The 16388-nt window shown below is 64.4% G+C and carries 19 protein-coding genes; 9 read left to right on the top strand and 10 right to left on the bottom strand.

The features are described from left to right. Window positions 1–145: 145 nt before the first annotated feature. The 4 genes from K883_RS13185 to K883_RS13170 all read right to left on the bottom strand — a co-directional run bounded on the left by K883_RS13185 (window position 146) and on the right by K883_RS13170 (window position 4514). The gene (locus K883_RS13185) at window positions 146–1024 is read right to left on the bottom strand and encodes a hypothetical protein (protein WP_036454659.1); all 879 of its coding nucleotides are present in this window, start codon (window positions 1022–1024) and stop codon (window positions 146–148) included. A gap of 342 nt (window positions 1025–1366) precedes the next feature. Then, entirely contained in the window at window positions 1367–2803 is a 1437-nt protein-coding gene (locus K883_RS13180; RefSeq protein ID WP_081656309.1) for a FadD3 family acyl-CoA ligase, read from the bottom strand. Between the two features lie 7 nt (window positions 2804–2810). Further along, a complete protein-coding gene (locus K883_RS13175; RefSeq protein WP_007168652.1) occupies window positions 2811–4001 on the bottom strand; it encodes an amidohydrolase family protein in 1191 nt (396 codons plus the stop codon). 90 nt (window positions 4002–4091) lie between these two features. Continuing rightward, entirely contained in the window at window positions 4092–4514 is a 423-nt protein-coding gene (locus tag K883_RS13170) for a lipoprotein LpqH (RefSeq protein ID WP_036454657.1), read from the bottom strand. Window positions 4515–4629: 115 nt separating this feature from the next. Here K883_RS13170 and K883_RS13165 point away from each other — a divergent pair, with 115 nt between their 5' ends. Together K883_RS13165 and K883_RS13160 are read left to right on the top strand one after the other, a co-directional pair. Next, window positions 4630–5376 (top strand): enoyl-CoA hydratase/isomerase family protein, encoded by a 747-nt coding sequence (locus tag K883_RS13165; protein ID WP_007168650.1) that lies wholly within the window; start codon window positions 4630–4632, stop codon window positions 5374–5376. Then, complete coding sequence (locus tag K883_RS13160; protein WP_007168649.1) at window positions 5373–5801, top strand: hypothetical protein; 429 nt, start codon at window positions 5373–5375, stop codon at window positions 5799–5801. The genes K883_RS13165 and K883_RS13160 overlap by 4 nt, the downstream gene beginning before the upstream one ends. Here the strand turns inward: K883_RS13160 and K883_RS13155 are convergent. Beyond that, window positions 5717–6418, bottom strand: a complete 702-nt coding sequence (locus tag K883_RS13155; protein ID WP_020821659.1) for a TetR/AcrR family transcriptional regulator — start codon at window positions 6416–6418, stop codon at window positions 5717–5719. The two genes, K883_RS13160 and K883_RS13155, sit on opposite strands and share 85 nt — an antisense overlap. Window positions 6419–6622: 204 nt before the next feature. Here K883_RS13155 and K883_RS13150 point away from each other — a divergent pair, with 204 nt between their 5' ends. Then, window positions 6623–7900: a cytochrome P450 gene (locus tag K883_RS13150; RefSeq protein WP_007168647.1), complete on the top strand. Its 1278-nt coding sequence runs from the start codon at window positions 6623–6625 to the stop codon at window positions 7898–7900. A gap of 42 nt (window positions 7901–7942) precedes the next feature. Here K883_RS13150 and K883_RS13145 read toward each other — a convergent pair whose 3' ends face one another. Genes K883_RS13145 through K883_RS13135 form a run of 3 tightly spaced genes read right to left on the bottom strand, consistent with a single transcriptional unit; the run spans window position 7943 to window position 9634 of the window. Next, a complete protein-coding gene (locus K883_RS13145; RefSeq protein ID WP_036455485.1) occupies window positions 7943–8224 on the bottom strand; it encodes a cytochrome C oxidase subunit IV family protein in 282 nt (93 codons plus the stop codon). Window positions 8225–8231: 7 nt separating this feature from the next. Then, entirely contained in the window at window positions 8232–8810 is a 579-nt protein-coding gene (locus K883_RS13140; RefSeq protein ID WP_036454654.1) for a cytochrome c oxidase subunit 3 family protein, read from the bottom strand. Beyond that, complete coding sequence (locus tag K883_RS13135; RefSeq protein WP_007168644.1) at window positions 8810–9634, bottom strand: hypothetical protein; 825 nt, start codon at window positions 9632–9634, stop codon at window positions 8810–8812. Before K883_RS13135 ends, K883_RS13140 begins: the two co-directional genes overlap by 1 nt. A gap of 299 nt (window positions 9635–9933) precedes the next feature. Between K883_RS13135 and K883_RS13130 the strand changes: the two genes are divergently transcribed. Then, on the top strand, window positions 9934–11178 hold the full coding sequence (locus K883_RS13130) for an IS110 family RNA-guided transposase (RefSeq protein WP_007168642.1): 1245 nt from the start codon (window positions 9934–9936) through the stop codon (window positions 11176–11178). A gap of 11 nt (window positions 11179–11189) precedes the next feature. Here K883_RS13130 and K883_RS13125 read toward each other — a convergent pair whose 3' ends face one another. After that, entirely contained in the window at window positions 11190–11969 is a 780-nt protein-coding gene (locus K883_RS13125) for a hypothetical protein (protein WP_007168641.1), read from the bottom strand. A gap of 106 nt (window positions 11970–12075) precedes the next feature. Between K883_RS13125 and K883_RS13120 the strand changes: the two genes are divergently transcribed. Both K883_RS13120 and K883_RS13115 read left to right on the top strand, forming a co-directional pair. Further along, window positions 12076–12669 carry a TetR/AcrR family transcriptional regulator gene (locus K883_RS13120; protein WP_007168640.1) on the top strand — a complete coding sequence of 198 codons (594 nt, stop codon included), beginning with the start codon at window positions 12076–12078 and terminating at the stop codon, window positions 12667–12669. A gap of 76 nt (window positions 12670–12745) precedes the next feature. Further along, a complete protein-coding gene (locus K883_RS13115) occupies window positions 12746–13831 on the top strand; it encodes an IS630 family transposase (RefSeq protein ID WP_007168639.1) in 1086 nt (361 codons plus the stop codon). Here K883_RS13115 and K883_RS28260 read toward each other — a convergent pair. Beyond that, window positions 13828–14193, bottom strand: coding sequence for a hypothetical protein (locus tag K883_RS28260; RefSeq protein WP_036454650.1), 366 nt, complete (start codon window positions 14191–14193; stop codon window positions 13828–13830). The two genes, K883_RS13115 and K883_RS28260, sit on opposite strands and share 4 nt — an antisense overlap. Before the next feature lie 87 nt (window positions 14194–14280). Here K883_RS28260 and K883_RS13105 point away from each other — a divergent pair, with 87 nt between their 5' ends. From K883_RS13105 to K883_RS13095, 3 genes are all read left to right on the top strand, one after another. Further along, the gene (locus K883_RS13105) at window positions 14281–15141 is read left to right on the top strand and encodes a hypothetical protein (RefSeq protein ID WP_231504831.1); all 861 of its coding nucleotides are present in this window, start codon (window positions 14281–14283) and stop codon (window positions 15139–15141) included. Between the two features lie 128 nt (window positions 15142–15269). Continuing rightward, window positions 15270–15725, top strand: coding sequence for a twin-arginine translocation pathway signal (locus K883_RS13100; protein WP_231504830.1), 456 nt, complete (start codon window positions 15270–15272; stop codon window positions 15723–15725). A 134-nt stretch (window positions 15726–15859) separates the two neighbouring features. Then, complete coding sequence (locus tag K883_RS13095; protein ID WP_036455474.1) at window positions 15860–16378, top strand: Rv2253/PknI dimerization domain-containing protein; 519 nt, start codon at window positions 15860–15862, stop codon at window positions 16376–16378. The last annotated feature ends 10 nt before the right edge of the window (window positions 16379–16388 follow it).

Below are 16388 nucleotides of genomic sequence, written 5' to 3'. Positions count from 1 at the left end.
GGTTCCTTGTCGTGGTCGACGGCATGGACGTCCTCGGCGGAGTCGGCGTCGCCGGGCTTTGCGGCGTCAACCGTTTCCTCAACCTCTGCGACTTCTGGGGTCTCCTCGACTTCCGCGGTCTCTTGAGCCGATGTCTTATCTGCGGTCACGGCACGAACTCGACTTTCGACATCTTGAGCTGGCGACCGTCGCGGGCGACAGTCACGATCAACCGGTAGTTGCGCGGATCCTGCTTGGCGCCAGCCGCATTCGTGACATCGGAGGTGGAGGCGACCAGCACCACCGCTGAATCCTTCGTCATCGTGTCCAAGTCCACGGCCGCTGCCTGCACGCTGCCCTGCGAGATCACCTTCGACTGCTCCACCACCTTGGTGAAATCGTCGGCCATCTTCACGAAGTCGTCCTTGAACGAGCCGGTGGAGTTCTCGAGGATGCGCTGCACCCCCTGTTTGGCGTTGTTGAAGTCCAGCGACGTCAGGGTCACGACACCCTGTCGGGCCGCTGCGACGAATTCGGCCGCATGCTGACGCTGCTGTACCGCATCGCGATGCTCGTTGATCATGTAGCCGCTGCCCGCCAGCGCAGCGATGATGACCAGCACCGCCAGGCTGGCGGCGAGGGTCGACCACTTGGGACGACGAAAGCGGCCGGACAGGCGGCGCCGGCGGCGCGCGGGCTGGGCCGTGTCGGCGGACGCATCCGCTTCGGCCTCCGCGACCGACTCTTCGGCCCCGACGGTTTCCGCATCGTCCGCAGCCTCGGTGGCGTCCACCTCCGCGTCGGGCGCCTCGGTCGCCACGGACGCCGTCGCCTCCGGCTCGGCCTCTGCGGGAACCGCTGCGGCGGTTTCCTCTGCGGCTTGTTTCTTGGCTTCGGCGAGTTCGGCCTCGCGGCGCAACTTAAGGGCGCGGGCGCGGGCGCGCGCCGCGGTGGCGAGAGCCTCCGCTTCTTGGGCCTCGGCCTCGGCCTGTTCGGCCAGCGCTCGGATTTCGGCGGCGGTGCTTGGCGTTTCGTCCTCGTTCACCGGAACCGATTTTTCAGCGGCATTCTGGCGGGTGCCGCCACTCACCGCTCACCAGCCCGAGAACGAGGCTGTTCCTGACTCAATGCGAAACTCCTCTACCGCTTGCCTCGTAGCAAGTCTTCTTGTGGCCGTCGCCGTTGGGCAACCCTACTCGGGCTACGCGTCAGCGCGCGAGCACCCGCGCGATATTCATTCAGCCGCGACGGTCGTAACGACGAGGAGAACCACGTTATCACCTTTTCCTGAGCGTTCGGCCGATGCCGCCGTGCGACCGCCTAACTGAATCCTAACAAGCTGTGGAAACGCGATTCTCGTATCGGGCATACGACGGTGCCAGCAGGCCTAACGCAGCAGGTCCTTGACCACCTTGCCGGTGGCGTTGAGGGGCAGCACGTCCAGGAACTCGACCGATCGTGGCACCTTGAAGCCGGCCATGCGTTCGCGGCACCAGGCGATCAACTCCTCGGCGGTGACAGCATCTTTCGCGACGACGAACGCCTTGCCCACCTGTCCGAGGCGCTCGTCGGGAACACCGATGACCGCCGCCTGCGCCACGGCCGGGTGGTGCATCAGGAAGCCCTCGATCTCGGCGGGGTACGCGTTGAAGCCGCCGACGATGAACATGTCCTTCTTGCGCCCGACGATGCGCAGCCGGCCCGCGTCGTCCAGGTTGCCCAGGTCCCCGGTGTGCAGCCAGCCGTCGGCGTCGATCGCCGCCGCGGTGCCCTCCGGGTCGTCGAGGTAGCCCTGCATCACGCCGTAGCCGCGGACCAGCACCTCGCCGTCGTCGGCGATGCGCACCTCGACCCCGTCGCAGGGCAGGCCGGCGGTGGTGGCCACGTCCTCGAACGAGTCGCCGGGCCGGGACAGGGTGACGTTGCCGGCCTCGGTGAGCCCGTATCCGGTCATCAGCGTCTGGAACGGCAATTCGCCGTGTATGCGGCGGACCAGTTCGACCGGGATGTCGGCCGCCCCGGTCACGCCCGCCCGCAACGATGACAGCTTGGCCTTGTCGGGGACCGTCAGCAACGAGTGATACAGGGTCGGCGGGCCGGGCAGCATCGTGACACGTTCGCGCTCAATGAGATCCACCACCTCACCGACGTCGAACACCGGGACCGGCAGCATCGTCGCGCCGCGCAGAAACGACGTGACGAGTCCCGCCTTCAGGCCGAACGTGTGGAAGTACGGGTTGACCTGCAGGTAGCGGTCGCCCTCGCGCAGGTCCGCGAGCGTCGCCCATTCCTCGTACATGCGCAGCGTCTGGCGGTGGTTCATCATCGCGCCCTTCGGGCGGCCGGTCGTGCCCGAGGTGAAGATGACATCGGCGATGTCGTCACCGCTCACCGCGCGCTCGAACGGGGCGCCGCCGGAAAGGAAATCGGACTTCAGGTCGATGACCGGTATCCCGGCCGGCGCGGTGTACTCCTGCCCCAGGAATCCCTTCTGGACCATGACGGCCCTGGCCTTGCTGCGGGTGATGATGTCGCCCGCTTCGTCGGCCTTGAACCGCGTGTTGACCGGGACGAGTACGCCGCCCGCGGTGAGCAGCCCGAAAGCCGCGACGATCCACTCCGCCGAGTTGGGCGCCCAGATCGCGACGCGGTCGCCCTTGTCGATGCCGAGGCCGGCGAAGGCGCCTGCCGCGCACCGGATTCGCTCGACCGCTTCGGAGAAGGTGAGCCGCAGCGGACCGTCCACGATCGCTTCCGCGTCGCCGAACCGGTCCGCCGCGGTCGAGACCATCTCGGGGATGGTCCGCCACGGTTGGCTGTTCAGGATCCCGTCACACCGTGACGAGCCGGCCGAGGTTGCCGCCCATGATCTTCGCCTGGTCGTCGACCGACAGGTGCGACAGCGCGTTGACGTAGAACGTCGGCTCGGCCAGCCCTTCGGGGTGCGGCCAGTCCGAGCCGTACAGCACCCGGTCCACGCCGACGAGGTTGACCAGATCGTCGATGCCGTCCTCGAAGAACGGGCTGACGTGAATGCGGCTCTTGACCATCTCGACGGGGTCGCTCGGGAAGACTTCCGGGGCCTTCCGGAAGACCTCGGCCAGGCCGTCCAGCAACGGGGTCATCCACTTCGACCCGGCCTCGACGATCGCGACCTTCAGCTTGGGGTGGCGGTACAGCGCGCCGTGGATCACCCACGAGCCCACCGCGTCCTGGATGGGCCGCCACTCGTTGAGGATGCCCATCGCGTTGGTCTGGAACGGCAGCATCTCCTGCTCGGCACCGTCCCACTCGGAGGTGTACCGGGAGTAGCCGCTGTCGGACGAGTGCATGCCGACCAGCACGTCGTGCTCGACGACCCGCTCCCAGAACGGGTCGAACTCGGGCACCGCGAACGACCGCGGGCCGCGGAAGCCGGGGACGGGGGCCGGGCGGATCAGGATGCAGCGCGCGCCGCGCTTGACCGCCCACTCCAGCTCCTCGATCGCCTTCTCCACGATCGGCAGGGTGATGACCGGGGTGGTGAAGATCCGGTTCTGGTAGTTGAAGCCCCAGACCTCGTCGAGCCACTCGTTCAGCGCGTGGATCAGGACGTGGATGGCCACCGGGTCGTCGCGCAGCCGCTCCTCGAGCAGGCTGGCCAGCGTCGGAAACATCAGGGTGCGGTCCAGTCCCAGCTCGTTCATCTTCTCCAGGCGCGGGCCGGGCTCGAAGAACGCCGGGATCGCGCGCATCGGCTCACCGAACAGCTCGCGCTTGCTCTTGCCGTCCGGGTTGCCGTACTTGAAGTACTCCTCCCACGCGCCCGGCCGGGCGACCACCTCGAACGTGGGATTGGGGATGTAGTTGCTGATGTGGCCCCGGATCGCAATCTTGGTGCGCCCGTTGACCTGCACGTACTGGACGTAGTCCTTGTATGCCTTGGGCAGGAACTTGGTCAGCGCCTCCGGCGGCTCGTAGAGATGGTTATCCGCGTCAAAGATCGGAAACGGGACGTCTTCACGATGCGACAACTGGCCCATGGAATCCTCCTTCTTGATTTACGAGAATACTATTCTCTACGAGCGTCGAATCGCAACGCGCCCCTCCTTTGGAGGTTCTGGCCGGCACTCTCAGCAGGTTGCGACGATCTTGAACGTCGCGGTAGCGGGTTCGGTGGGTTTGTCGGACTTATAGCCGGTGGCGGTGCCGGTGATGGTAAACCTGTCGCCGCTCAGGTTCGTGACCGCGCCGTTCCCGTCATGCGCGGAGTACATGCCGGTGAAGCCCCGTAGATTTTGAATGTGCACCGACTCGGCGGTTAGTGGCTGTGCTCGTTGATCGATGACAACCTTGGCTCCGGCGAAATCGCCGCCGATATCGATGGTCCGGTACCATTCCAACTGGCTGCATTTGATTAGACGGAAGTTCGTGTCGTAGCCGTTGACGGTCACCGACGCCGTGCTAGAGACCGCGCTTTGCGGCTTGAGGCTACAGGCGTCAAGGCCCCCGACGACAAGCGCCGCGGCGGCTACCACCACGATTCGGTTATGCACCCTGGCACCTCGATCTCGGTGACAAACTTCTGGACCTGCTGCGACGATGTTATTCTCCCCGAAAGAGAATGCCAATATCGGTGATCCGCAGTCTTTTTCACTGGAGCGATAACGCATGGTGGACCTAGAGATCGATGGCGGGCTCGCGGTGCTCACCATCGACCGCCCGCACGCGCGCAACGCAATCGCGCTGGACACCATGCAGCAGCTGGAGAAGGCGCTCGATGCGGCGGGGGGCGCCAAGACCCTCGTGATCAAGGGCGCGGGAGACCGGGCTTTCGTATCCGGCGGCGACCTCAAGGAGCTGCGCGCGCTGCGCACCGAAGAGGACGCGGCGGCGATGGCCAAGCGGATGCGGGCGATCTGCGATCAGCTTGCCAGCTTTCCGGCTCCAGTGATCGCCGCGCTGAACGGCCATGCCTTCGGCGGTGGCGCCGAAGTCGCCGTTGCTGCCGACATCCGGCTGGCGGCCGACGACATCAAGATCGCCTTCAATCAGGTGGAGCTCGCGATCATGCCGGCCTGGGGCGGCGCCGAGCGGCTGGCCGAGCTCGTCGGAAAGAGCCGGGCGCTGTTGTTGGCCGGTACCGGAACCGCCCTCACCGCCGCCGAGGCCGAGCGAGTCGGCTTGGTGGACCGGGTGTTCCCCCGCGCCTCGTTCGACGAGGGTTGGCAATCCATCGCGAGGTCGCTGGCCCGCCACCCGGCGACCGAGATAAAGCGGGCAATCAGCGGCATTTCTGCGGACGAAGCGATAGCATCCTTTGCGCGGCTGTGGGTTGCCGATGCACACTGGCGGGCCGCAGAGCGGGTCATGAACCGCACCGCCAGTCGGCGCCCGGCAGCCGAAGGAGCGACATGACAAGCACCGCGTTGAAACTGTTGGGCGCTGGCGCGGCGATCTTGATGGCGCTGACGGGCCTGCTGGTCAACACCGGGCGCGCACAGGCCGACCCGGTCTGGCATCAGGTCGTGTACATCGTATCGTCCACGAGCCCGGCCTACGTCGACATCTTCTACCAGGACCAGGACCCGACACTCTTCTCCGACTACAGCCACAACCCGTATGCCTTCACCCCGCAGGTCCACGCCGACGTCGGCCCGGATAAGCCGTGGGTTCAACCGGTGAACCTGTTGAACCCCGATCAATGGGCGATGGTCACCGTCACTACCGGCCGCGAACCCATGGCACAGGGCGGCATTCAATGCGACCTGTCGGTGGACGGCAAGGTCGTGGTCTCCAAGATCGGCCCCAAGGGCGCGCTCTGTTCGCTGCGCACCTGGTGAACCACCCAGGTGGGCGGTACCCCAGCCACGGGCTGCGGTTCGCCTTCCAGCCGGCGCAGGTAGGTCTCGACCAACTCCAGGGTTTCAGCGTGCCCGCCGGATATGCCCACCGCCTGCTCGAGGACCAGGAACCGCGACAGGCTGGTCATCAGGACCGTCCACACCACCGGCGGCACGTCCTCGCTCTCGGCGCCGTAACGCCGCAGCGCGGCGGCCACCACCCGGCGTTGCTCCTCGCGGAAGCGTTCCGCGTAGTACGCGATCTCGGCGCGCATCTCCTTGCGATGGTTGGCCAAGGCCATGAACTCCATCGAGATTCGGGTGAAGCCGGGATCGGTGCCGAATCTCCACAAGGCCCACAGCGGTTGGGGGCTTTGCAGCGCCCGCGCCTGCGCCTGCAGCCCCTCTTCGGCGCGGCGGCGGAACACCTCGAGGAAGAGCTCGTCCATGGTGCGGAAGTAGTAGTGCACCAGTTGGGGTTTCAGCCCGGCCCGGCTGGCGAGCCGCCGCGAGGTGACGGAGGCATAGCCCTCCTCGAGCATCAGCTGCTCGGCCGCGTCGAGCAGGAGGCCGCGATTCTTCGCGTCCGGCGCCCCGATCCTGCGGGCCGATGTCATCAGTTCACTCCATACTCTCGCCAAGCCCGTACCGACCACACGGATCGTATCGTGACACGCCCCAGTGACCTTGACCCCGACATTACCGCCATGCTAAGCAAGTGCTCAGCACTTCATGGATAACGGACATCTGACTGGGGCGGCGCAGAGTCTCGCCGCTGAATCAGCATTCGGCCAACGCCGGCTCTTGGAGGCACGCACGACATGACCAGCTTCGACACGATCGACTTCTTCACCGATCAATCGCTAGTGCCCGATCCGCACCCCTACTTCGACTACCTGCGCAGCCAGAACCCGGTGCTGCGGCTGCCGCACCATGGGGTCGTCGCCGTCACCGGCTACGACGAGGCGACCGAAATCTATAAGGATCCCGACACGTTCTCGAACATCGTCTGCCTCGGGGGCCCGTTTCCCCCGCTGCCATTCGAGCCCGAGGGCGACGACATCAGCCCGCAGATCGACGCCCACCGCAGCTACTTCCCGATGAACGAGCACATGGTGACCATGGATCCGCCGGAACACACCAAGGCCCGATCGGTGCTGGCCAAGCTGCTCACCCCGAGCCGGCTCAAGCAGAACGAGGAGTTCATGTGGCGCCTCGCCGACCGCCAGCTCGACGAGTTTCTGGTCAACGGCGAGTGCGAGTTCATCAGCGAGTACTCAAAGCCGTTCGCCACCTTGGTGATTGCCGACCTGCTCGGCGTCCCCGAGGAGGACCACAAGGAGTTCCGCGTGGTGTTGGGCGCCGACCGCCCCGACACACGCGTGGGCGCCCTCGACCATGAGAGCGTCGGCGTCAACCCGCTGGAATGGCTCGACGACAAGTTCTGCTCCTACATCGAGGACAGGCGGCGGGAGCCGCGCAACGACGTGCTGACCTCCCTCGCGACGGCGAAATACCCGGACGCGTCCACACCCGACGTCATCGACGTGGTCCGTTCCGCAACCTTCCTTTTCGCCGCCGGGCAGGAAACGACAGCCAAGCTGCTCAGCGCCGCGCTCCAGGTGATGGGCGACCGGCCCGACATCCAGCAACAGCTGCGCGACGACCGCAGCCTCATTCCCGGGTTCATCGAGGAATCACTTCGGATGGACAGCCCGGTCAAAAGCGACTCCCGGCTGGCCCGCAGGGCCACCACGGTCGGCGGCGTCGACATCCCCGCCGGCACCGTCGTCATGGTGTTGCCCGGCGCGGCCAACCGCGATCCACGCCGGTTCGACAACCCGCACGAGTTCGACCTCCGCCGCAAGAACGTCCGCGAGCACATGGCGTTCGCGCGCGGCGTGCACTCGTGCCCGGGCGGACCGCTGGCCCGGGTGGAGGGTCGCGTCTCCATCGAACGCATCCTGGACCTAATGGGCGACATCAAGATCAACGAGGTCAAACACGGGCCGGCCGGCGACCGGCGGTACACCTACGAGCCGACGTACATCCTGCGCGGCCTCAGCGAACTCCACCTCACGTTCACACCGAAGGGGTAAGGGCCGGCGCGGCGTACACGCCCTTGACATCGGCGTTGCGAGCTAGCGGATCATCGTTCCCACGAAGTAGCAGCTCAGCAGACTCACCGCGATGAGTATCACCCAGGCGTCCGTCAGGCGGCACAGTAAGACCGGCGCCTGCCTGACTTCCATGAACTCGCGAAAGATGATGCGCACCTTGATGACTGCGATCACGATGACGCTCGACGTGACCACCGCGCTCGGCCCGGACGACCCATCCACCGAGTGATCGATCAACAGGTAGCCCAGGGTGAGCGACGCCAGCACCAGCCACACCACCAACAGCCGTTTGTTGAACGCGATCACCTTCTCACCTCACCACGTACAGCAGCGCGAAGATGAGCACCCAGAGGAAGTCGACGGTGTGCCAATAGGTGGCGCATGTCTCGACCAGCTCCTGGGATCGCCGGGCCGGGCTTCGAAGTTGGTAGACGATGACACCGAGCACCACGAAGCCGATCAGCAGGTGCACGAAATGGATTCCGGTCAGGAAGAAGTAGTAGGTGAAGAAGTCGTTGCTGTCCAGGCCGTTTCCCATGCGAACCAACCGGGCCCACTCGAACACCTTGAAACAGAGGAACACCGCGGCGAACGCGGCCGCGAGGAAGACGTCGCGCACTGCCGCGCGGTAGGCGCCGGCCCTAGCCGACTGAACACACCGCGCCACCGACCAGGAGCTCAGCAACAGAACCAACGTGTTGAAGACCCCGATACGCAGGTCGAGCTGCGCCTGAGAGTGCAGGAAAAGCTCCGGGCTTCGGCTGCGGTAGAACAGGTAGAAGCCGAAATACCCTGTGAAGACCAGCGTTTCGAATAGGACGAAAACCCACATGTCTGGCTGGCCCGGAACGGACCTGGCGCGTGCCCTCTTCTCGGCTACCCCGGCCATCACGCGGCCACCGTTTTCCGGGAAACCTCCCGCTTGAACTCCGGGAGAGGGCCGGTACCAAAGTCCTCGCGCCGGATCATGCGAAACAACATGACGATGAAAGTGACTTGATAGACACCGAACACGACCATGTCCAGCCACCAGGCGATCTGACCGTTCCACGCCAACACGCCACGCCGGAAGATCCAGCACGGTGCCACGACGACCTCGGTGAGCGCGTTGCACAGGTTGAGATAGCCGAACCACTTGGGGAAGACCCGATTCTTGTCGAGCAAGATCGCGGCCATCCAGATCAACGAGCCGATCAGGAAAACTCCCATGGTCCCGTCGAAAGACAAGAAGGCGAAGTCGTACAGCCAACCGATCGCTTCGGGGTCTCGGTCTTCCCGCAGCGTCCCGACGATCAGCGCGATGCAGAGCAGGTACAGGCCGGGAATCGCACTGAGCGAGTAGATGACCAGATACGAATACCCGAACGCCGGACTGACCGACATTCGCCGCATCGAATACGCGATGAGGGCGTTGTTGACCGCGATCATGCCGCCGATGGCGAAGATGATGCCAAAGCCGACAGGTATCGCGAGGTGGCGTTCGTTAAACCAGTGCACCTGCGTCACTAGGTCCCAGGTGGGCTGCGGCGGTGGCTGAACCTGTGCCACGATGAAAAACATTGGGAAGAAGAGGTTGTAGAAGACGACGAGTATCCCCCAGGCCAGCCAGAGCTCGCGCTTGGGGCCGTGCCGCAGGTGCCAACCGATTCGGTGATGCAGTGGCCCCGAAGGCGGCGTAGGCGCGGACGACGACGGCGTCACCACCGCGCTCATTGGTGCACCATCCGTGTGTCGTTGATCTGTTCTGAGGGTTGACTGGCGCACGATCCGGTGTGTCGGTGATCTTGGATGGATCGTCGATGCACCCGAGGTGGCTGCTGGTTCATCGCCCTGCTCGCTCGACGCCGTTGACGTCCAGCATGAGTTCTGCGGGGGCCGGCGGTTACCCGGGGCACGCCGACCGTCGACAGGGCTAAGCGCCGTTGAGCGCCGCACGGTGAGCGAACGAGCAGTCGTGCCCCGGTATCACACGAGGGTGCCTCCCCACTGGGCTTAGCAGCGAGGAGGCTGTCATGAAGTTTGCCCGAAATACCCTGCCACCGGAACCCGTCAACGGGCTCACGTGTGGAATCAACTGGGCGCGTGATGATCACGCACTGTCGATCGTCAACGCCAGCGGCCGCGAAACCACCCGCAATGCGATCAGTCACGACGCGGCTGGACTCCGCGATATGCTCACCACGCTGGATCAAGCCGGTGCCCGTGAAGTCGCTATCGAACGCCCAGACGGCCCGGTTGTGGCCGCCCTGCTCGAGGCCGGCATCACCGTGGTGATCATCAGCCCCCATCAACTCCAGAACCTGCGCGGACGCTACGGATCGGCGGGAAACAAAGACGACCGCTTCGACGCCTTCGTCCTGGCCGACACTTTGCGCACCGACCGTGCACGGCTGCGTCCCCTGCTGCCCGATAGCCCAGCCACCGTCGCCTTGCGCCAAACCTGTCGAGGCCGCAAGGACCTCGTCGCTCACCGCGTCGCGGTCGCCAACCACCAGCTGCGCGCCCACCTGATGATCGTCTTTCCCGGCGCCGTCGGGTTGTTCGCAGAGATCGACTCGCCGATCAAACTGGCCTTCTTGAACCGCTTCGACTGCCAGGAGCGTGCCGACTGGCTGTCGGTCACCCGCTGGGCCAACTGGCTGGCCAGCGTCCGTTACAGCGGCCGCACGCACCCCCGCGAACTGCACCGCCGTCTCACCAATGCCACACGCGGCGCCACCGGCCTCAACGGAACCACCATCACCGCCGCCTACGTCGCGACCCTGACCACATTGAACGACCAGATCAAAACCCTCGACGACAGCATCGCCGAACAACTCAGCACGCACGCTGATGCCCACATCTTCACCAGCCTGCCCCGCTCGGGCACCTTCCGCGCCGCCCGCATAGTCGCGATCGGCGACTGCCACGCCCGATTCCCCACGCCCGAATCGTTGGCCTGCCTGGCAGGCGTCGCCCCTTCCACCCGCCAATCCGGAAAAGGCAAACACGTGGGATTCCGTTGGGCCGCAGACAAACAACTCCGCGACACCGTCTGCGATTTCGCCGGTGACAGCCGACGCGCCAACCCCTGGGCCGCCGACCTCTACAACCGAGCCCGAGCCCGCGGACACGACCACCCCCACGCCGTCCGCATCCTCGCCCGCGCCTGGCTCTACATCATCTGGCACTGCTGGCAAGACAACACCACCTACGACCCAGCCCACCACCGAGCCCTCCAACAACTGCTCAACCGACCACAACCCGGAGCGGCTTGACACAGGGCAACTCATGCGTCGACCAGTTCCGCGCCGCGCCTGCCGTTCTCGGCGCGTTCCTGATAGACGGCCCGGCCCAAAGCGACGCCCATCACGACGATCCAGACGGCAATGGCAACGTTCTTCACCCAGAAGGACAGGAAGCCGTTCCAGGCCAGCGGGCCGGTCAGGGTCACGCCGACGAATGCCGCGGGTATCAGCATGGCCGCCACGAGAACGTTGAAGTGGGCCACCCAGCGTTTGAAGACAGGGCGTGGCTGATCATCCAAATAGATTGCCAGGGCAAGAATCACGCTTTGCCCGATCAGGAACGGAACGAGAATCGTGAAAGTTATCCAGGCGAAGTCGTTGAGCAACTGGGTCAACTCGGGGCTGCGTTCAGTACGGAAGGCGGCCAGCAGCCAGCAGACGTTCGCGATGAGGAAAAGAGTGGGACCGCCGGCCACGCAGCCCAGCATCGCGTAGGAGAAGATCGGTGTCCGATGCGCCATCCTGCGGATCTGCAGCACGATCAGCGCCAGAATCGGCACCAGGCACACGCCGAACCAGTTGAACACGATCATGCTGTACCGGATCTCCGGGAGGTGGGCAGGATCGCGGTAGAACGCGGCGACCTGCTCGGCCGTCATGGTGGGTGACATCGGCGGATGGAAACCCGGAAACAGGACAAAGCCGGCGATCCAGATGATCAGCGTCGCCGGCAACGTCCACAGCAGGATCAGCTCACCATCGATGCGCCGCAACGCGTTTCGCGGAACGTCCGGAGTTTGGTTGGCGCCGATGTCGGTCATCGGTGACTCCTTCCAGCGCGCCAGGTCGTCTGGCTGCGCTCGGCTAGTCAGGAAAACTAGCCGATCGGCTATCCGCGGTCAATAGCCGATCGGCTACGCTTCCGGTGTGGTATCCCCGCAGACCAGGAGCCGGTTTCGGTTCATCACGCGCAGTCCCGCGCAGACGCGCATCCTCGACGCCGCGCTGCAGCTCATCGGCGAGCACGGCGTGGGTGGAACCTCGCTGCAGATGATCGCCGACGCCATCGGGGTCACCAAGGCCGCCGTCTACCACCAGTTCAAGACCAAGGAGCAAATCATTATCGCGCTCACGGAGCGCGAGCTCGGGGGTCTCGAGGAGGCGCTGGAGGCCGCGGAGGCGGATCACCACCGAAGCAGGGCGCGGGAAGTGCTGCTCGACCGGGTCATCGACGTCGCCGTCGAGCGCCGCGGGGCCGCAAGCACGCTGCAGTTCGATCCCGTGATCGTACGGTTGCTGGCCGAGCACGAACCGTTCCAGCATTTCATCCAGCGGCTCTACCGCGTGCTCCTCGACAACGCCGCCGAGGACGCGCGAGTCTCGGCGGCGATGCTGTCGGGCGCCATCGCAGTTGGTGTCCTACATCCCTTGGTCGCCGACGTCAGCGACGGTAACTTGCGTTCTCAGCTTAGGCGTACGATCCGCCGACTCATCGCGACCGAGTCGGACGATACGGCGTGAAGGCGCCGATGCGGACCTTAGAAGCCGCTTCTAGTGTCGTGAGTCGTTAATTCGGTTCCTCTTGTTAGTATGGGTAATGCCGTCTCCGCATGCTGCCAGGATCGTGTTGACCGGTGACGAACGTGTCGAACTGGAGGGCTGGGCGCGTCGGCGCAACAGCGCGGCCGGCTTGGCCCAGCGTGCGCGGATCGTGCTCGCGTGTGCCGATGGCGGCAGCAATGTCGAGGTGGCCGATCGGCTGGAGTTGACTCGCGGCACGATTCGTAAGTGGCGCAGCAGATTCGCCGAGAAGCGCTGCGACGGACTGCTCGACGAGCCGCGGCCGGGCCGGCCGCGAGTGGTCGGCGACGAACAGATCGAAGCGTTGATCACCGCGACGTTGGAGACCACGCCACCGGATGCCACGCAGTGGTCGACGCGGTCGATGGCCGAGCACCTGGGACTGAGTCAGTCGATGGTCTCCCGTGTTTGGCGGGCGTTCGGATTGGCTCCCCACAAACAGGATTCGTGGAAGCTATCCAAGGATCCGCTGTTCGTGGCCAAGGTCCGTGACCTCGTCGGGCTCTACCTGAACCCGCCGGAGCGCGCGATGGTCCTGTGTGTGGATGAGAAAACTCAGATCCAGGCGCTCAACCGCACCGCGCCGGTGTTCCCGATGCTGCCCGGCACACCCGCGCAGGCCACCCACGACTACGTCCGCCACGGCACCTCCAGTCTCTACGCCGCGCTCGATCTGGCCACCGGCAAGGTGATCGGGTCACTGCACTCGCGTCACCGCGCGCAGGAGTTCCTGGCGTTCCTCAAGAAAATCGACGCAGAAGTACCCAACGATCTGGACTGCCACGTCGTGCTCGACAACGCCTCCACCCACAAGACGCCGGCGGTGCAACGCTGGCTGACCAACCATCCTCGGTTCGTCCTGCACTTCACCCCGACCAGCTCATCGTGGTTGAACCTCGTCGAACGCTGGTTCGCCGAACTGACCACCAAGAAACTGCGCCGCAGCACCCACACCTCGGTGCCACAACTCAACGCCGACATCCGTGCCTGGATCGACACCTGGAACGACAACCCCAAGCCCTACGTCTGGACGAAGACCGCCGACCAGATCCTGGAGTCCGTCGCCAATTACTGCATACGAATTAACGACCCAGGACACTAGGTGTCGCCACGCACCCAGCGAGAGTGACCGTTCTGCGCTACGCAGGCCAGGAACAGACCGTCGGGCGCCTGCGCGACATAGTATTCCGGCCACTGGGCGCAACTGGAATTCTCCTCTTTGACTCCAGCCATTGGCGGAGACCGGAACCACCTGGGCTCAAACCGTCGCGGTGAACCGCAGAACATCAGTCGTCCGGGCTGGGTGGCGAAAGAGACGTCGTAGTCGGCGGTCCCGAAAACGTAGTAGGTGGTGTTGTCGCAGTTGGCGCCCAGAACCATGTGCGGGGTGATACCGGGAGTACAGTCTGGGTAGTCGCAAACAGTCGGACCCGCGCCTGCCTGCGGCGCTGTCAACAGACTCATCCCGAGCAACGCGGCCAGTGCTACCGCGACGAATCGCACTGCATTACTCTCTCACAATTGAGAGTAAAACTCTCGTGTTCTGAGAAGATGGGTTTCAGCATGGCGGGCCCGCTGCTGGGAGGTGACATGCCATCGCGTGAGCGTATGCCTGAGGCGCTTGATGCCGATGGGGGCGATGGCCCTTCGCCTGCGTGCGGCGAAGCCACGAGTTCCGGACCGCCGATTTCGGTTGCGCAAGCAGAGGAAGCTGCCGCCCTGGCTGAAGCGCGGGCATACGAGGTCCGCGTCCGCGCCAGACGGCTGAGCGAAAAAGCCGGTGTCCTAGCTGGGAATGAGGAAGCTGTCCACATGGCGGACGGCGGAGACATCGAGGATGCGGCGGTCGATGGCAGCCTCAGCGAGGAACGGTCCGCAGCGGCAGGCTTGCCTCGGTCCCGATTGCTGCCGCGGCGGTGGCTGCGCCGCCCAGGACGGATGACTCTGGCTCTGAGTGCGGCGGTGGTACTCATTTGCACTGCGCTTGGAGCGAGCGGTTATGTGGTGCAATATCATCGCACCGCCGTCGCTCAGCGGCAGCGCGCTGCAGAGTTCGCGGCTGCAGCGCGGCAGGATGTCGTATTCCTGATGTCGATTGATGCAGGCAAGGCCCGGGACGATGTGCAGCGCATCATCGACGACGCCACGGGCCCTCTCAAGGCCGGGTTGCTGCTCGAGGCAGAAGACCTCGTCAAGGCGGTCGAGCAGTCCAGGGTCAGCACAAAGGTGGACGTGAAAGCTGTGGCCGTCGAGTCGATGACGGATGACTCGGCGACTGTCCTGGTCGCGGCGAAAGCTGAGGTGGTAAATCCCGACAAGAGCAAACCGCCGCCGCGGTCGTGGCGAGTGATTGCGACCATCCAGCGCGACGGCGATCGGTTCAAGCTCTCGAGAGCCGACCTCTTGCCGTGACAGTCCACCATGCAAAGATCGACGACGAAGCAACGCGACCCGACGCGTTACCGGCACCTCGTCGCCTGATCAGCTCGTTCGGACACTGGATTCGGCGTTGCCTGAGCAGGTGGCGTTCAATTGTGTTGATGCTCTTACTGATATCGACGATAGGGTCCGCTGCCGGCTTATTCTACTTTCAGTACCGCCCAGACCGGCAAACCGACAAGGCGGCTGCGCACGAGGCCATCAGGGCAGCTTCGGACGGTGCGGTTGCGCTCCTGTCGTATTCGCCCGACAACCTGACGCGCGATTTCGAAAACGCCAAGTGGCGTCTCACAGACAATTACCAGTCCTACTACAACCAGTTCACCGCGAAAATCGTGGCGCCGGCGGCACAGCGGGGACAAATCACGACGACTACCCGCGTGATCCGAGCCGCCGTGTCGAAGCTCCAACAAAGTTCGGCCATTGTGCTGATGTTCATCGAACAAAAGACATCAAGCACAGAAAAGCCCGGGCCGCTGAAAACGACGAACAGCGTTCGGGTAACGCTGTTAAAGGTTAAAGGTCGCTGGCTAATTGACAAGTTCGATAGTTTATGAAATTTCGCTTCTCGTGCAATCGCTGGAACCGTCGCATGACCGTCGGGACGGTGCTACTGTCTCACCTGAGATTTCGCTGCGGAGAACCGCACAATAGGCATGGCCGAAAACTCAAGCGCGTCGAGGAGCACATGATGCGTTCAAGGGGCACAACCGCAAGCGCGACACTCTTGACTGCCTTGGTGATTGGCAGTTCAGTTACCGTGCCATCGGCTGGGGCGTCCACCGAGGGAATTGCCATCAATGGAACCTACCGCGCCACGTCGGTCGGACAGTGGGCAAAGACCAACCAAGCGTTTCACGACGAGCCGACCGTAACATCCACCTGGACTATCACCTCGACGTGCACGGATGTTCAGGAGTGCGAAGGCCAGGTGACGAGCGACCAGGGCTGGAGCGCACGAATGTATATGCTGGACGGCGAAATGTGGTGGGTCAAACGCGAGCTGCCCAACTGGGAGACGTGCCCCGACGGCAGCTCCTACCCGGGACAGCAGACGTACTCGTTCTTTCCTGTGGACTCGAACGGCGGTTTCGAACTTGGGTCGCCAACGCTGGCCGGCAAGGATAAGACGATCGGGCCCAGCGGCGCCTGCCGCGTCAACAAGTGGCTCGTGGTCGAGATGCCGTTCCGGCTCGACAAGCTAACGTAACCAGTCTCCT

The organism is Mycobacterium sp. TKK-01-0059 (assembly GCF_000709305.1).
Taxonomy (GTDB): Bacteria; Actinomycetota; Actinomycetes; order Mycobacteriales; family Mycobacteriaceae; genus Mycobacterium; species Mycobacterium intracellulare.
Note: the sequence above shows the minus strand (reverse complement) of the source record. Positions and strands in the feature narration are given on the sequence as shown.

Coding starts and splice junctions, on each gene's coding strand:
- K883_RS13105 (WP_231504831.1), top strand. CDS start 14,281: ATGGGTTTCAGCATGGCGGGCCCGCTGCTGGGAGGTGACATGCCATCG.
- K883_RS13125 (WP_007168641.1), bottom strand. CDS start 11,969: ATGACCGACATCGGCGCCAACCAAACTCCGGACGTTCCGCGAAACGCG.
- K883_RS13155 (WP_020821659.1), bottom strand. CDS start 6,418: ATGACATCGGCCCGCAGGATCGGGGCGCCGGACGCGAAGAATCGCGGC.
- K883_RS13160 (WP_007168649.1), top strand. CDS start 5,373: ATGACAAGCACCGCGTTGAAACTGTTGGGCGCTGGCGCGGCGATCTTG.
- K883_RS13100 (WP_231504830.1), top strand. CDS start 15,270: ATGCTCTTACTGATATCGACGATAGGGTCCGCTGCCGGCTTATTCTAC.
- K883_RS13115 (WP_007168639.1), top strand. CDS start 12,746: ATGCCGTCTCCGCATGCTGCCAGGATCGTGTTGACCGGTGACGAACGT.
- K883_RS13095 (WP_036455474.1), top strand. CDS start 15,860: ATGCGTTCAAGGGGCACAACCGCAAGCGCGACACTCTTGACTGCCTTG.
- K883_RS13140 (WP_036454654.1), bottom strand. CDS start 8,810: ATGGCCGGGGTAGCCGAGAAGAGGGCACGCGCCAGGTCCGTTCCGGGC.
- K883_RS28260 (WP_036454650.1), bottom strand. CDS start 14,193: ATGAGTCTGTTGACAGCGCCGCAGGCAGGCGCGGGTCCGACTGTTTGC.
- K883_RS13150 (WP_007168647.1), top strand. CDS start 6,623: ATGACCAGCTTCGACACGATCGACTTCTTCACCGATCAATCGCTAGTG.
- K883_RS13130 (WP_007168642.1), top strand. CDS start 9,934: ATGAAGTTTGCCCGAAATACCCTGCCACCGGAACCCGTCAACGGGCTC.
- K883_RS13135 (WP_007168644.1), bottom strand. CDS start 9,634: ATGAGCGCGGTGGTGACGCCGTCGTCGTCCGCGCCTACGCCGCCTTCG.
- K883_RS13165 (WP_007168650.1), top strand. CDS start 4,630: ATGGTGGACCTAGAGATCGATGGCGGGCTCGCGGTGCTCACCATCGAC.
- K883_RS13175 (WP_007168652.1), bottom strand. CDS start 4,001: ATGGGCCAGTTGTCGCATCGTGAAGACGTCCCGTTTCCGATCTTTGAC.